Genomic DNA, 13952 nt, shown 5'->3' with positions numbered 1-13952 from the left:
GGGGCGCGGGGTTGGCGGGCGGGGCGGTCAGGCGAGCGCGAGCGCCGCCTCCGCATACCGGATGTGCTGCTCCATGAGGTCGGCGGCGCGCGCCCCGTCACCGCCGCGAAGGGCATCGAGGATGCCGTGATGCTGCCGCTGCAGGTCGGCCGCCGTCTCATCCCAGCCCCCGGCGGACTCGATCGCCCGCAGCAACGGGTCGCGCAGCGCACCGCGGATGGCGACCGCCAGGGAAGCGACCAGCCGGTTGCCGCTGGCCTGCGCGATCGCGATGTGGAGCTCCGCGTCCGCGGCGTTGAACGCGGCTCGGTCGAGCGCCGGGTCGTCCATCCGCTCGACCAGAGCGGCGATGCCGTCGAGCGCCGCCTCCGTGGCGTGCGCGGCGGCGAGCGCGGCCGACGTGCGTTCCAGGGCGATCCGCGCGGCGATCACATCGGACATGGGGAAGTTCGCGAGCGCCACGTGGAGCCGTAGGAACCGGGTCAGCGCCGCGTCGGGCAGCGCGGCCACGAACGTGCCGGCCTCGGCGCCCGAGCCGACGCGGGATCGCAGCACGCCCTGACCCTCGAGGACCCGCACGGCTTCTCGCACGCCCGCACGGCTGACGCCGAGCCGCGCGGCGAGCTCCCGTTCGGGCGGCAGCGGGTCGGCCACGCGCAGTGCACCGGAGGTGATCTGGTCCTCGATGGCCTGGATGACGAGCTCGTGGGCCCGTGCACGCACGACCGGCTCCCACATCGCTGCGTCACTCATTCGTCCATCCTCCCGTGTCGGATTGACGACGCCGTCCGACACGCCTAGCCTACTCAGTGGTCAGACCACTAAATTAAGGATGCCGCATGAGCCCGATCCGTCGTCAGCTGCCCCACCCCGCGGAGCTCTTCGAGCTCATGCAGTTCAAGAAGCCGGACCTCAACGCCCGCCGTCGGCGGCTCAGCTCCGCGCTCACGATCGCCGACCTGCGCCGAATCGCCAAACGTCGCACCCCCGCCGCCGCGTTCGATTACACGGACGGCGCGGCGGATGCCGAGATCTCGCTCGCCCGCGCCCGCCAGGCGTTCCGCGACATCGAGTTCCACCCCTCGATCCTGCGCGACGTCTCGCACGTGGACACCTCCACGACGATCTTCGGCGGCCCGTCCGCCCTCCCCTTCGGCATCGCTCCGACCGGCTTCACGCGCCTCATGCAGACAGAAGGCGAGATCGCCGGCGCGGGCGCCGCTGGGGCAGCCGGCATCCCCTTCACGCTCTCGACCCTCGGCACGACCTCCATCGAGGACGTGAAGGCGGCGAACCCGCACGGACGCAACTGGTTCCAGCTGTATGTCATGCGTCAGCGGGAGATCTCCTACGGCCTCGTCGAGCGCGCGGCGAAGGCCGGCTTCGACACGCTCTTCTTCACGGTCGACACGCCGGTCGCGGGCGCGCGCCTGCGCGACAAGCGCAACGGCTTCTCGATCCCGCCGCAGCTCAGCCTCGGCACCGTGATCAACGCGCTGCCGCGGCCGTGGTGGTGGATCGACTTCCTCACGACGCCGAAGCTCGAGTTCGCCTCGCTGTCCTCGACGGGCGGCACCGTCGGCGAGCTGCTCGACTCGGCCATGGACCCCTCGATCTCCTTCGACGACCTCGAGATCATCCGGTCGCTGTGGCCCGGGAAGATCGTGATCAAGGGAGTGCAGAACGTCGAGGACTCCCGCCGGCTCGTCGACCTGGGAGTCGACGGGATCGTGCTCTCCAACCACGGCGGCCGCCAGCTCGACCGGGCTCCCGTGCCGTTCCACCTGCTTCCCGAGGTGGTGCGCGAGGTCGGCGCCGACACCGAGATCGCGATCGACACCGGGATCATGGACGGCGCCGACATCGTCGCCTCGATCGCGATGGGGGCCCGCTTCACGCTCATCGGCCGCGCCTATCTGTACGGCCTCATGGCGGGCGGCCGCGCGGGTGTCGACCGGGCGATCCAGATCCTCGCCGAGCAGGTCGTGCGCACCATGAAGCTCCTGCAGGTGCAGACGCTCGAGGAGCTCACCCCCGCGCACGTGACGCAGCTGGACCGGCTCGTGCCGCGCGGCTCGGCCTCGGTGCGCGTCTGACCCGCGGCCGACGCGGCGCATAGGGTGGCGGACATGGAACCCGTCACCCTGCGCACCGATCGGCTCGAGCTCTCGATACCGCGCGGAGCGGACGCGGACGCGATCTTCGTCGCATGCCAGGACGACGGCATCCAGCGTTTCACGACCGTGCCGAACCCGTACACGCGCAGGGATGCCGCGGGCTTCCCCGTGAAGGCGGCCGCCGGATGGGCGGAGGTGAGCGAGACGACGTGGGCGCTGCGGCGGGACGGCGTTCTCGCCGGGATGATCGGCCTGCACGGCCTCGGCCGCGGCGCGGGAGAGATCGGGTACTGGCTGGCGCCGGGGTCGCGCGGCGAGGGGCTCATGACGGAGGCCGCGGCCGCCGTCGTGGACTGGGGCTTCGAAGGTCCCCTCGGACTCGCGCGCATCGAGTGGCGCGCCGTCGTGGGCAACACGGCGTCTGCGCGGGTCGCGGCCTCCCTGGGCTTCCGCTACGGCGGCGGTCTGCGCCGCGCGCTCGTGAACGGCTCTGGCGTGCGCAGCGACGCCTGGATCGCCGACCTGCTCCCCGGAGACCCGCGGGAGCCCGTGACGTGGCCCGTGCTCTGAGCCGCCCGCACCGGATCAGGCCATCTCGCGGGAGCAGGATGTCTGCGCCGCAGACCCGCCTGTTCTCGCCCACGGGCCTGCCCCGGCGTGGGCACACCGTGGCAGGATGTCGGCATGCCTGAGATGCCGGAGGTGCAGGGACTCGTCGACTTCCTCGGCGAGCGCATCACCGGGCTGCGCATCGAGCGCGCACGCGTTCTCGCGATCTCGGCGCTGAAGACCTATGCCCCGCCGATCGAGGTGCTCGAGGGCGCCCGGGTGGCCGCCGTCGCGCGGCACGGCAAGTTCGTGGACATCGCGACGGATGCCGGTGCGCACCTCGTGTTCCACCTCGCCAAGGCCGGGTGGCTGCGCTGGTACGACGAGGCCCCGCGCACGCCGGTGCGCCCCGGCCGCAGCCCGCTCGCGCTGCGCGTGGCGTTCGAGGACGGCTCGGGGTTCGATCTGACCGAGGCGGGAACCAAGAAGTCGCTCGCGGTGTACGTGGCGGCGGATCCGGCGGACGTCCCCGGCATCGCCCGGCTCGGCCCGGACCCCCTGGATGGGACGTTCACGCGCGAGACCCTGACGGGACTCCTCGCCGGACGCCGCACGCAGATCAAGGGCGTGCTGCGCGATCAGTCGATCATCGCGGGCGTCGGAAACGCCTACTCCGACGAGATCCTGCACGCCGCTCGGATGTCGCCCTACGCGCTGGCGGCGACACTCGACGACGCGGAGGTCGACCGCCTGTTCGGCGCGATGCGGGAGACCCTCGCGGATGCGGTGGCCACGGCGTCCGGAAAGCCGCCCGCCGACCTCAAGGACGCGAAGCGGCGCGGCATGCGCGTGCACGGACGGCGCGGCCAGGCGTGCCCCGTGTGCGGCGACGAGGTGCGCAGCGTCTTCTTCGCCGACAACAGCCTGGAGTACTGCCCGACCTGCCAGACGGGCGGGAAGCTCCTCGCCGACCGGCGGCTGTCGCGGCTGCTGAAGTGAGACGCGTCAGCCCGTCGTGCCCATGAGGATGCGGGCGTCCTCGTCGACCCAGTCGAACGAGCGACGTACGGCCTTGCGCCACATGCGGATGCGGCGGTCGCGCTCGTCGCCGTCCATCCGCGGCTCCCACCGCTCCCCCTCGCGCCAGTGGGTGCGCAGCTCGTCGAGGTCGGCCCACACGCCGACCGCGAGGCCGGCCGCATAGGCGGCGCCGAGCGCCGTCGTCTCGACGACCTCCGGACGCACCACGGGGATGCCCAGCAGGTCCGCCTGGAACTGCATCAGCAGGCCGTTGCGGGTCATGCCGCCGTCGACGCGCAGCTCGGTGAGCGGCGTCCCGGTGTCGGCGACGACCGCCTCGATCACGTCGAGGCTCTGGAAGGCGGTCGCCTCGAGCGCGGCCCGAGCGATGTGGCTCCTGTTGACGTAGCGCGTGAGGCCGACGAGCGCGCCGCGGGCATCCGGTCGCCAGTACGGGGCGAACAGACCGGAGAACGCCGGCACGAAATAGGCACCGCCGTTGTCCTCGACGGACTCGGCCAGCCGCTGCACGTCGCTCGAGTCGGAGATGAGCCCGAGGTTGTCGCGCAGCCACTGCACGAGGGAGCCGGTCACGGCGATCGAGCCCTCCACCGCGTAGTGGGCCGGCTCGCCCTCGCGCTGGTAGGCGACGGTCGTGATCAGTCCGTGCTGCGAGCGCACGATCTCGGTCCCGGTGCCCACCAGCAGGAAGTTCCCCGTGCCGTAGGTGTTCTTCGACTCGCCGGCCGCGAACGCCGCCTGCCCGAAGGTCGCGGCCTGCTGGTCGCCGAGGATCCCGGCGATGGGGACGCCCGCGAGCGATGACGGGTCGGCGATCTCGGCGACCACGCCCGAGGACGGCACGATCTCGGGCAGCATCGCGCGCGGGATGCGGAACACGTCCAGCATCCGCTCGGACCAGTCGAGGGTCGACAGGTCCATGAGCAGCGTGCGGCTCGCGTTGGTCACGTCCGTGACGTGACGCGCGCCCCTCGTGAGGTTCCACACGAGCCAGGAGTCGGGCGTGCCGAACAGCAGGTCCCCCGCCTCCGCCGCGGCGCGGGCGCCCGGCACGTTGTCGAGGATCCAGGCGATCTTGGAGGCCGAGAAGTAGGTCGCCAGCGGCAGGCCCGTGACGTCGGCGTAGCGGTCGTACCACGCGTCGTCGCCGGCGAGCTGGTCGATCGCCGGCTGGGTCCGCGTGTCCTGCCACACGAGGGCGTTGTGCACCGGCAGACCGGTGCGCCGGTCCCAGACGATCGCGGTCTCCCGCTGGTTGGTGATGCCGAGGGCCGCGATGTCGGCGGCCGCGAGCCGCGCCTGGGAGAGGACGGTCTCCAGCGCCCACACCGCATTGGTCCAGATCTCGGTCGCGTCGTGCTCGACCCGCCCCGCGCGGGGGAAGATCTGCTCGTGTTCCCGCTGCGCGGTCGCGACGATCCGTCCGCGCGCGTCGAACACGATCGCGCGCGTGGACGTCGTGCCCTGGTCGAGGGCGATCACATGCTCGGCCACGTCGTCGTGCTCCTCCCGGGCGGCGTCTCCGCCCGCGTGTCGATTATCTCGGCTCAGTGTGCGGCGGCGTGCGCACGGGTCGCGGCGGCCTTCGCGGGCTCGGCGGCGCGGACCGCGGCGAGGCCGGCGTCGACCTCCGCCTCGCGGCGGGCCTCGTCCCAGCCGAGGACGGGCGCGATGACGGTCGCGACCTCGTCCGCGGCCGCGACGGCACCGCCCGTGAAGGCCAGGTCCGTGCGGCGCAGCAGCACGTCGGCGAGGTGCACGACGCGCTCCGTGTGGGCGAGGTGGCGCAGCTCCGCCGTGGAGTAGGCCGGTGCCGTCGCGAGCGGGGCGTCGTCCGCGTCCGCCGTGATCGCGGCGATGACCTGGCTCGCCCGCGTGCCGTATCGCTCGAGCAGCTGCGCCACGCGCGGGCGGGGCAGCCCGGCGCCGTTGTCCTCCACCCATGCGGCGAACTGGCGCGGGGTCTTCGGGTAGTCGCGGCCGCCGCCGATCGCGAGCCCCTGCGTCGAGAGGCGGCGATCGCGGCCGAGGATGCCGAGCACGTCGTCGGCGAGACGTTCGGCCGAGGCGCGGAAGGTCGTCCACTTGCCGCCGACGAGACTGAGGACGGCGGTGCCGCCGGGCAGCTCGCGGTGCTCGATCCGGTAGTCGCGCGAGACGAAGCCCGGGGCCACATCGCCGTGGCCGGGGAGGGGACGCACGCCGGAGAACCGGTACACGATCTGCTCGCGCGAGACGGCGATCGTGGGGAAGACGTGGCGGATGAGGTCGAAGAAGTAGTCGACCTCCTCCTCGGTGCACACGGCGGGCTCCGCCATGTCGTGCTCGAGGTCGGTCGTGCCCACCAGCACGCGCCCGTGAAGCGGGTAGACGAGGACGATGCGGCCGTCGTTGTGCTCGAAGAAGATCTCACGCCCGCCCGTCGCCGCCAGCAGCTCGGGGTTGTCGAGCACGATGTGCGAGCCCTTGGTCCCGCCCATGAAGCGGGACGGCTCGCCCAGCGCCGCGTTGGTGAGATCCGTCCAGGGTCCCGAGGCGTTGACCACGACGGATGCGCGGAAGACGATCTCTTCGCCGCTCTCGGCGTCGCGCAGCACGACGCCGCCCTCCGCGGCCCCGGCGGCGGCGGCGACGTAGGTCGCCGCCCGCGCACGGTCGCCTCCGGCGTCGATGCCGTCGCGCAGCACGTCCAGCCCCAGCCGCTCGGGCTCGCGCAGCGAGGCATCCCAGTAGGTCGCGGTGTACCGGAGCGAGTCGTTGAGGTCGGGCAGGAGCTCGAGCGAGCGACGACGGCCGTGGAAGGCGTGGGGCCGGACCTGCCCGCCGCCGCGCGAGAAGGAGTCGTAGATCATGAGGCCGATCTTGATGAGCGCCGCGCCGCGTTCGCGCGGCCTCGACGATCCGTGGCGGAGCAGGCGCAAGGGTGCCGCGAGGATGCCGGAGAACGTCGAGAAGATCGGAATGGTCGTCTGCAGCGGACGCACGTAGTGGGCGGCCGTGCGCAGCAGGTCGTTGCGCTCGACGACGGCCTCGTGCACGAGCCGGAGCTCGCCGTTCTCGAGGTAGCGCACACCGCCGTGGATCATGTGGCTGGATGCGGCCGAGGCGCCCGAGATGACGTCGCCCTTCTCCACCAGCACGACGTCGACGCCCTGCAGGGCGAGGTCCCGGAACGTCGCGACGCCGTTGATGCCACCGCCGACGATCAGCACCTCCGCCTGCGGTCGTTCGGTCAGCGCTCGCCATTCGGGGCGTGTCGCGGCATCCATCGTGTTACCTCCTGTCGGCGTCGAGCGCGCCGTCATCACATCGTTTCCGCTCTCGGACCATCGTTGCAACTCCGGTGCACGAACGTGCAAACTGTTCTCCGTGACCGATGCGACCCTCCCCCGCGATCTCTCGTCCGCACTGTCCGCTGCGACGGCGTACTACCTCCACGGCGACACGATGGAGGCGATCGCGCAACGCATGGCGGTCTCGCGCTCGACCGTGTCGCGTCTGCTCAAGCAGGCTCGGGACACCGGACTCGTCGAGATCCGGGTGCGGTCGCCGCTCGAGGCTCCGCGGCTTCTCGCCCAGCAGCTGCGGCGCAGCTACGGCATCTCCGCCCGCCCCGTCCCCGTGCCCGAGGAGGCGAGCGACGTCGAGCGCCTCGAGCTGGTGGCGACCGCGGCCGCCGAGCTGCTGGAGACCCGCATCGGTGCACATATGACCGTGGGCGTGGCCTGGGGATCGACGATCGCGGCGGTGTCCCGGCACCTGCGTGCCACCCCGACGACCGGCACGGTCTTCGTCCAGCTCAACGGCTCGGGGAACACCCGCACGACCGGCCTCGGCTACGCGAGCGAGATCCTCTCGCGGTTCGGGCGTGCGTTCGCGGCGCAGGTGCAGCAGTTCCCCGTGCCCGCCTTCTTCGACGATCCGGACACGCGCACCGCGTTCTGGCGCGAACGGTCGATGCAGCGCATCCTGTCGTTGCAGGAACGGATGGATGCGGTCGTGTTCAGCGTCGGATCGGCCGACTCGTCCGTCCCGAGCCACGTGTATGCCGGCGGCTACCTCGACCCCGCCGACCTCGACGAGCTCGGGCGCTCCGGCGTCATCGGCGACGTCGCGACCGTGTTCTACCGCGCCGACGGCTCGAGCGCCGACATCGGCCTCAACGCACGGGCGACCGGCCCCTCGCTCGACCGGCTGGCCCGGGTGAAGCGAAGGATCTGCATCGTGTCCGGCTCCTCCAAGCTCGCGAGCCTGCGCGGCGCGCTGGCGGCAGGGCTCGTCACCGACCTCGTGATCGACGAGCCGACCGCACGCGCGCTCGCCGAGCTTCCGTGACGTTTCTGGACGGGGAATTCCCCGCCGCCACCGGCGTTGAGTAGGATCAGTGCAACAACGTGCTCCGGGGTCGGTGAGAATCCGAACCGGCGGTGACAGTCCGCGAGCGCCGGGCCTGCGAAAGCAGTCCGGTGCCGATCCGGTGGAATTCCGGGACCGACGGTGATGCGATGCCCAGGCGTCGCGAGTCCGGATGGGAGGCAGCACGCGCGTCAGCCGTACGCGCCGCCCGTCGACCCTGCCCCGGAGGGATCAGGAGAACGGATGTCGGCGACCGCCGCGGAACGCGAGGCGATGGCCCGCGCGCTCGCCGCCGCCCGGCGCGGCCCCCGGGGGCTCAATCCCCAGGTCGGCGCCGTCATCCTCGCCCCCGACGGCGGCGTCATCGCGGAGGGCTGGCACGGCGGGGCCGGAACACCGCACGCCGAGGTCGACGCGCTCGCGCACCTCGCGCCGGGAGCGGCTCGCGGAGCGACGGCCGTCGTGACGCTCGAGCCCTGCAACCACACCGGGCGCACGGGCCCCTGCGCACAGGCGCTCATCGATGCGGGCATCGCCCGCGTCGTGTACGCCCTGGACGATCCGACCCCGGTCGCGGCGGGCGGCGCGGAGCGGCTGCGGCGCGCGGACGTCGAGGTCGAGGGCGGCGTGCTCGCCGACGAGGCCCGTGCGCTCCTCGACTCGTGGCTCGTCGTGCAGCGACTCGGGCGCCCGCACGTCACCGTCAAGTGGGCCCAGAGCCTCGACGGGCGCGCCGCCGCGGCCGACGGCACGAGCCGGTGGGTCACGGGCCCGGCCGCGCGCGCCGATGTCCACCGGCGTCGTTCGGAGGCCGACGCGATCGTCGTCGGCACGGGCACGCTCCTCGCGGATGACCCCACGCTCACGGCCCGCCGGCCCGACGGCACGCTCTACCCCGACCAGCCGCTCCCGGTCGTGCTGGGCGATCGGCCGATCCCCGCGGATGCCGCGGTCCGGCGGCATCCGCGGGGGTACCTGCACCGCAGCGGCGCCGACCTCTTCGGCGAGCGCGACGGCGACGCCCATCCGGCATCGTCCGCGGACTCGGTGCTCGGGCAGCTGCGACGAGAGGGCGTCCACCGCGTGTTCGTGGAGGGCGGCCCGACGATCGCGAGCGCGTTCCTCCGACAGGGGCTGGCCGACGAGATCCTCGTCTACGTCGCCCCCACCCTGATCGGCGCGGGCTCCGACGGAGCCGACCGCCCGGCGCTGCGCGCGATCGGCGTCGACACGATCGCGGATCAGCGCCGCCTCGATCTGCACGGTCTCGACCGTCTCGGCGACGACCTGCTCCTCATCGCACACCCCCGACCCCTCGCCCCGACCCCTCAGGAGGCCTGATGTTCACCGGAATCGTGGAAGAGCTCGGCACGATCACCGCGGTCGAGCCCGCCGGCGACGGCCTGCGCCTGACCGTCCGCGCCCCTCTGGCGGTCTCGGACGCCGCCCACGGCGACTCGATCGCCGTCTCCGGGGTGTGCCTCACGGTCATCGACCAGGGCCCCGACTGGTTCACGGCCGATGTCATGCGCCAGACCGTGGACATGACCGCCGTGGGCCGGCTCGCCCCCGGCGCGGTCGTCAACATCGAGCGGGCCACGGCTGCCGGCGGGCGCCTGGGCGGCCACATCGTGCAGGGCCACGTCGACGGCACGGGCCGGGTGCTCGAGGTCCGGCCCGGGGAGAAGTGGCAGGTCGTGCGCGTCTCGATCCCCGCCGAGCTCGCCCCGCTCGTGGTCGACAAGGGCTCGATCACGCTCGACGGCGTCTCGCTGACCGTCAGCGCGGTCAGCGAGGCCACGGCCGCGGAGCACTGGCTCGAGGTGTCGCTCATCCCCGAGACGCTCGCGGCCACGACGCTGGGCCGGCGCGAGCCCGGCGACGTCGTCAACCTCGAGACCGACGTGCTAGCCCGCCACGTGCAGCGGATGCTCGCGTTCGCCACCACAGAAGGGGGCTCACGATGAGCCTTTCCACCATCCCCGAGGCGATCGACGCCCTCCGCGCGGGTCGCCCCGTCATCGTCGCCGACGACGAGAACCGTGAGAACGAGGGCGATGCGATCATCTCCGCCGAGCTCGCGACGCCGGAGTGGATCGCCTGGATCGTGCGCCACTCGAGCGGCTTCATCTGCGCGCCGATGCCGGCGGACTGGGCCGACCGGCTCGACCTGCCGCCCATGGTCGCGGTCAACGAGGATGCCCGCGGCACCGCCTACACCGTGAGCGTCGACGCCGCGGACCGCGTCAGCACCGGCATCTCGGCCAGCGACCGCTCGCACACCCTCAACGTGCTGGCGAACCCCGCGTCGACCCCGCAGAGCGTCATCCGCCCCGGCCATGTGCTGCCCCTGCGGGCCGTGGACGGCGGCGTGCGCGAACGCGGCGGGCACACCGAGGCCGCCGTGGACCTCATGCGACTCGCGGGGCTGCAGCCCGTCGGCGCCATCTGCGAGATCGTCGCCGACGACGGCAGCATGATGCGTCTGCCCGGGCTGATCGAGCTCGGCGCGCGCGACGACATCCCGGTCATCACGATCGAGCAGCTCGCCGCGTATCTCGACGAGACCGCACCGGACGGCGCCGCCACGACGACCGCGCCGGCGCGGCGTCGGGTGAGCCTGCGTGCGCAGTCGACCGTCCCCACCTCGCACGGCGTCTTCCGCTTCCTCGCGTACAAGGACCGCGTGACGGGGACCGATCACCTCGCCGTCGTCTCCGGCGACCTGGATGCCGAGGCACCGCTCGTGCGCGTGCACTCCGAGTGCCTCACGGGCGAGGCCTTCGGCTCGCTCAAATGCGAGTGCGGGCCCCAGCTGGATGCCGCCCTAGACGCGATCGAGCAGGACGGCGGCGTCGTGATCTACATGCGCGGCCACGAGGGCCGCGGCATCGGGCTCATCAACAAGCTCCGCGCGTACAGCCTGCAGGAGCGGGGACTGGACACGGTCGACGCGAACCTCGCGCTCGGGCTTCCGGCGGACGCCCGCGACTACGCGGCGGCGGCCGGCATCCTCGCCGATCTCGGCATCGAGAAGGTGCGGCTGCTGACCAACAACACGGACAAGGTCGCGCAGCTGCGCGCTCTCGGCCTCGAGATCGTCGAGCAGGTTCCGCTGCTCGTGGGCGTGGGCCCCAACAACCACCAGTACCTCGCGACGAAGCGCGACCGGATGGGGCACGTGCTGCCCGACGCCGAGTTCGCGGACGCGATCGAGCACATGAAGGAGAACGCGGAGCGATGAGCGGCAAGGGAGCGCCCCAGGCGCAGGCAGTGGACGGCACGGGACTGCGGGTCGTCGTGGTCGCCGGCGCCTGGCACGAGACGATCACGGAGGGGCTGATCGCCGGCGCCGCGCGCACGCTCGACGCGTCCGGCGCGGAGTGGTCACTCGTGCGCGTGCCCGGATCGTTCGAGCTGCCGGTCGCGGCCAAGACGGCTCTGGAGAACGGTGCGGATGCGGCGGTCGCACTCGGCGTCATCATCCGTGGCGGGACGCCGCACTTCGAGTACGTCTCCGCCGCGGCGACCGACGGTCTGACCCGCGTCGCCCTCGACTGCGGCAAGCCCGTCGGCTTCGGCGTGCTGACGCTCGACGACGAGCAGCAGGGCCTCGACCGGGCGGGCCTGCCGGGCTCGCGCGAGGACAAGGGCGCCGAGGCCGCGGATGCGGCGCTGCGCACCGCTCTCGCCCTGCGCGCCCTGCGCGTCTAGGGAACGGGAGATCGCGAACCTTCAGCTAGGCTGAGGGCATGGAGATCCTGCGACACGTCGTCGTCCTCGTCCACCTCGTCGGTTTCGCGACCCTGTTCGGCGCCTGGCTCGTCGAGGCGGTGAGTCGACGCATCCGCGTCACCCGCCTCATGACCTGGGGCATGGTGATCGCCGCGGTCGCCGGCCTCGCCCTCGCCGCGCCCTGGGGGCCGGACTACCCGCTCGACTACGCCAAGCTCGGCGTGAAGCTCGTCGTGCTCCTGGTGATCGGCGCGCTGCTCGGCATCGGCTCGGCCCGCCAGCGCCGCACGGGGAGCCTGTCGCCCGCGATCTTCCGTGGCCGATCGGCATCCTGACGCTGCTGAACGCGGCCATCGCGGTGCTCTGGCGCTGACCGCCTCGGTGGCGGCGGGCGAGAGGATTAGGATCGAAAGATCGTCTGATCCGAGGTTTCCGCATGTCTTCCGTCGCCACCACAGCCCCTGCCAACCCCCGCTCGCGCGTCATCACCGCGAGTCTGGTCGGCACCACGATCGAGTTCTACGACTTCTACGCCTACGCGACCGCCGCGGTCCTGGTCTTCCCGACGCTCTTCTTCCCCACCGGCGATGACACGACGGCGCTCCTGAGCTCGTTCGCGGTCTTCGGGGCCGCGATGGTCGCCCGCCCCATCGGGGCCATCGTGTTCGGACACTTCGGCGATCGCTTCGGGCGCAAGGCGACGCTGGTCGCATCCCTGCTCACGATGGGGATCGCGACGTTCCTGATCGGCTGCCTGCCCACGTATCAGGGCATCGGCTGGTGGGCGGCCTTCCTCCTGCTCATCCTGCGCCTGGCCCAGGGCTTCGCCCTCGGCGGCGAGTGGTCGGGAGCGGCGCTGGTGGCCACCGAGAACGCCCCGGCCGGCAAACGCGCCTGGTACGGCACGTTCCCGCAGCTGGGTGCGCCGATCGGCTTCATCATCGCGAACGCGGTCTTCCTCACGATCAACTTCGCCCTCCCGCACCCGGACGGAACGGCGCAGCGCTCCGCCGAGTTCCTGGCGTGGGGCTGGCGCGTGCCGTTCTGGTTCTCCGCCGTCATGGTCATCATCGGGCTGTGGGTGCGACTGAAGCTCGTCGAGTCCGAGACCTTCGTGAAGGCCGAGCGCTCGGGCGCGATCCGCCGCTTCCCCCTGGGCGGCGTGCTGCGCCGCCACTGGTGGCACCTCATCCTCGGCACGTTCATCATGCTGGCCACCTACGTGCTCTTCTACCTGATGACGAGCTTCACGCTCTCCTACGGCACGGCCAAGACGACTGCCGCGGTGCCGGGGCTCGGCTTCGCCTACACCGATTTCGTCATCATGCAGATCATCGGCGTGGTGTTCTTCGGCGTCTTCACGCTGCTGTCCGGTCCCATCGCCGACGCCATCGGACGCCGCCGTCTCCTGCTCTGGGTCACGGCCGCGATCGTCGTCTTCGGCTTGACCTTCAACGTCTTCCTCCTGCCCTACGCGGACCCGAAGTTCACGGGCGCGCTCGTGCAGGCCTTCCTCATCTTCGGGTTCATGCTGATGGGAGCGACGTTCGGTCCGATGGGCGCCGTGCTGCCCGAGCTCTTCCCGACGAACGTCCGCTACACCGGATCGGCGATCTCGTACAACGTGTCCTCGATCCTCGGAGCCGCCGTCGCGCCGCTCATCGCGGTGGGCCTGTGGTCAGCGGCCGGCGGGCAGCCGTGGCTCGTGGGGATCTATCTGGCGGGTTCCGGCATCCTCACCTTCATCGCGCTCCTGCTCTCGAAGGAGACCAAGGATGTCGACTACTCCGGCGACCTCGGCGTCGGCGTCACGGGATCGCTCTGACCGATCGCGGCGGTCGGGCGATGGCGCGTCAACGAAGGTTGACCAGCAGACACGGCGTCAACTATGGTTGACGGCATGACGAACGACATCCGCACCGCCCTCGGCGCGGTGGACGGCGGCGAGCCGCTCGCGCAGCTCCGCGAGATCGCGCGGCTGCGCGCCGAGCTCGCCCGCGTCGAAGAGGCACAGGTGCGGCGCGCACGGCTCACCGGCCACTCCTGGGTCGCGGTCGCCGACGCACTGGGGGTCAGCAAGCAAGCGGCGCACAAGAAGTACGGTCGACGGTGAGCACACCGTCCGCCCGGCCGTCACGGCCGGAGAAGGAGCAC

The 13952-nt window shown here is 72.0% G+C and carries 13 protein-coding genes and 1 pseudogene; 11 read left to right on the top strand and 3 right to left on the bottom strand.

Annotated elements, in window-relative coordinates; translation table 11 throughout:
• Window positions 1-27: 27 nt before the first annotated feature.
• Window positions 28-753, bottom strand: a complete 726-nt coding sequence (locus QE381_RS17530; RefSeq protein ID WP_307220261.1) for a FadR/GntR family transcriptional regulator — start codon at window positions 751-753, stop codon at window positions 28-30.
• 86 nt (window positions 754-839) lie between these two features.
• Between QE381_RS17530 and QE381_RS17525 the strand changes: the two genes are divergently transcribed.
• The 3 genes from QE381_RS17525 to QE381_RS17515 all read left to right on the top strand — a co-directional run bounded on the left by QE381_RS17525 (window position 840) and on the right by QE381_RS17515 (window position 3665).
• Complete coding sequence (locus QE381_RS17525) at window positions 840-2096, top strand: alpha-hydroxy acid oxidase (RefSeq protein ID WP_307220259.1); 1257 nt, start codon at window positions 840-842, stop codon at window positions 2094-2096.
• A gap of 33 nt (window positions 2097-2129) precedes the next feature.
• Window positions 2130-2687, top strand: coding sequence for a GNAT family N-acetyltransferase (locus QE381_RS17520; protein ID WP_307220257.1), 558 nt, complete (start codon window positions 2130-2132; stop codon window positions 2685-2687).
• A gap of 114 nt (window positions 2688-2801) precedes the next feature.
• Complete coding sequence (locus QE381_RS17515; RefSeq protein WP_307220255.1) at window positions 2802-3665, top strand: Fpg/Nei family DNA glycosylase; 864 nt, start codon at window positions 2802-2804, stop codon at window positions 3663-3665.
• Between the two features lie 6 nt (window positions 3666-3671).
• Here the strand turns inward: QE381_RS17515 and glpK are convergent, their stop codons facing one another.
• Together glpK and QE381_RS17505 are read right to left on the bottom strand one after the other, a co-directional pair.
• Window positions 3672-5201, bottom strand: coding sequence for a glycerol kinase GlpK (gene glpK / locus QE381_RS17510; RefSeq protein ID WP_307220253.1), 1530 nt, complete (start codon window positions 5199-5201; stop codon window positions 3672-3674).
• Between the two features lie 53 nt (window positions 5202-5254).
• The gene (locus QE381_RS17505) at window positions 5255-6976 is read right to left on the bottom strand and encodes a glycerol-3-phosphate dehydrogenase/oxidase (protein WP_307220251.1); all 1722 of its coding nucleotides are present in this window, start codon (window positions 6974-6976) and stop codon (window positions 5255-5257) included.
• Between the two features lie 100 nt (window positions 6977-7076).
• Here QE381_RS17505 and QE381_RS17500 point away from each other — a divergent pair, with 100 nt between their 5' ends.
• The 8 genes and pseudogenes from QE381_RS17500 to QE381_RS17465 all read left to right on the top strand — a co-directional run bounded on the left by QE381_RS17500 (window position 7077) and on the right by QE381_RS17465 (window position 13911).
• Window positions 7077-8042 carry a sugar-binding transcriptional regulator gene (locus tag QE381_RS17500; RefSeq protein ID WP_307220249.1) on the top strand — a complete coding sequence of 322 codons (966 nt, stop codon included), beginning with the start codon at window positions 7077-7079 and terminating at the stop codon, window positions 8040-8042.
• 264 nt (window positions 8043-8306) lie between these two features.
• Complete coding sequence (gene ribD / locus QE381_RS17495) at window positions 8307-9404, top strand: bifunctional diaminohydroxyphosphoribosylaminopyrimidine deaminase/5-amino-6-(5-phosphoribosylamino)uracil reductase RibD (protein WP_307220247.1); 1098 nt, start codon at window positions 8307-8309, stop codon at window positions 9402-9404.
• Entirely contained in the window at window positions 9404-10030 is a 627-nt protein-coding gene (locus QE381_RS17490) for a riboflavin synthase (RefSeq protein ID WP_307220246.1), read from the top strand. The genes ribD and QE381_RS17490 overlap by 1 nt, the downstream gene beginning before the upstream one ends.
• Complete coding sequence (ribA, locus tag QE381_RS17485) at window positions 10027-11307, top strand: GTP cyclohydrolase II (protein WP_307220244.1); 1281 nt, start codon at window positions 10027-10029, stop codon at window positions 11305-11307. Before QE381_RS17490 ends, ribA begins: the two co-directional genes overlap by 4 nt.
• Window positions 11304-11777 carry a 6,7-dimethyl-8-ribityllumazine synthase gene (gene ribH / locus QE381_RS17480; protein ID WP_307220242.1) on the top strand — a complete coding sequence of 158 codons (474 nt, stop codon included), beginning with the start codon at window positions 11304-11306 and terminating at the stop codon, window positions 11775-11777. Before ribA ends, ribH begins: the two co-directional genes overlap by 4 nt.
• A gap of 38 nt (window positions 11778-11815) precedes the next feature.
• Window positions 11816-12171, top strand: a pseudogene (locus QE381_RS17475) (Fe-S protein).
• Between the two features lie 63 nt (window positions 12172-12234).
• Window positions 12235-13623, top strand: a complete 1389-nt coding sequence (locus tag QE381_RS17470; RefSeq protein WP_307220241.1) for an MFS transporter — start codon at window positions 12235-12237, stop codon at window positions 13621-13623.
• A gap of 75 nt (window positions 13624-13698) precedes the next feature.
• Window positions 13699-13911, top strand: coding sequence for an AsnC family protein (locus QE381_RS17465; protein ID WP_307220239.1), 213 nt, complete (start codon window positions 13699-13701; stop codon window positions 13909-13911).
• Window positions 13912-13952: the final 41 nt, after the last annotated feature.

Source organism: Microbacterium sp. SORGH_AS_0888, from assembly GCF_030818905.1.
Taxonomy (GTDB): domain Bacteria; phylum Actinomycetota; class Actinomycetes; order Actinomycetales; family Microbacteriaceae; genus Microbacterium.
This window is presented reverse-complemented; position numbering and strand designations above follow the sequence as displayed.

Bases quoted from the DNA above. Each gene is read 5' to 3' on its own strand.
- ribA (WP_307220244.1), top strand. From the start codon at position 10,027: ATGAGCCTTTCCACCATCCCCGAGGCGATCGACGCCCTCCGCGCGGGT.
- ribH (WP_307220242.1), top strand. From the start codon at position 11,304: ATGAGCGGCAAGGGAGCGCCCCAGGCGCAGGCAGTGGACGGCACGGGA.
- QE381_RS17525 (WP_307220259.1), top strand. From the start codon at position 840: ATGAGCCCGATCCGTCGTCAGCTGCCCCACCCCGCGGAGCTCTTCGAG.
- QE381_RS17490 (WP_307220246.1), top strand. From the start codon at position 9,404: ATGTTCACCGGAATCGTGGAAGAGCTCGGCACGATCACCGCGGTCGAG.
- QE381_RS17505 (WP_307220251.1), bottom strand. From the start codon at position 6,976: ATGGATGCCGCGACACGCCCCGAATGGCGAGCGCTGACCGAACGACCG.
- QE381_RS17520 (WP_307220257.1), top strand. From the start codon at position 2,130: ATGGAACCCGTCACCCTGCGCACCGATCGGCTCGAGCTCTCGATACCG.
- QE381_RS17530 (WP_307220261.1), bottom strand. From the start codon at position 753: ATGAGTGACGCAGCGATGTGGGAGCCGGTCGTGCGTGCACGGGCCCAC.
- ribD (WP_307220247.1), top strand. From the start codon at position 8,307: ATGTCGGCGACCGCCGCGGAACGCGAGGCGATGGCCCGCGCGCTCGCC.
- QE381_RS17465 (WP_307220239.1), top strand. From the start codon at position 13,699: ATGACGAACGACATCCGCACCGCCCTCGGCGCGGTGGACGGCGGCGAG.
- QE381_RS17470 (WP_307220241.1), top strand. From the start codon at position 12,235: ATGTCTTCCGTCGCCACCACAGCCCCTGCCAACCCCCGCTCGCGCGTC.
- QE381_RS17515 (WP_307220255.1), top strand. From the start codon at position 2,802: ATGCCTGAGATGCCGGAGGTGCAGGGACTCGTCGACTTCCTCGGCGAG.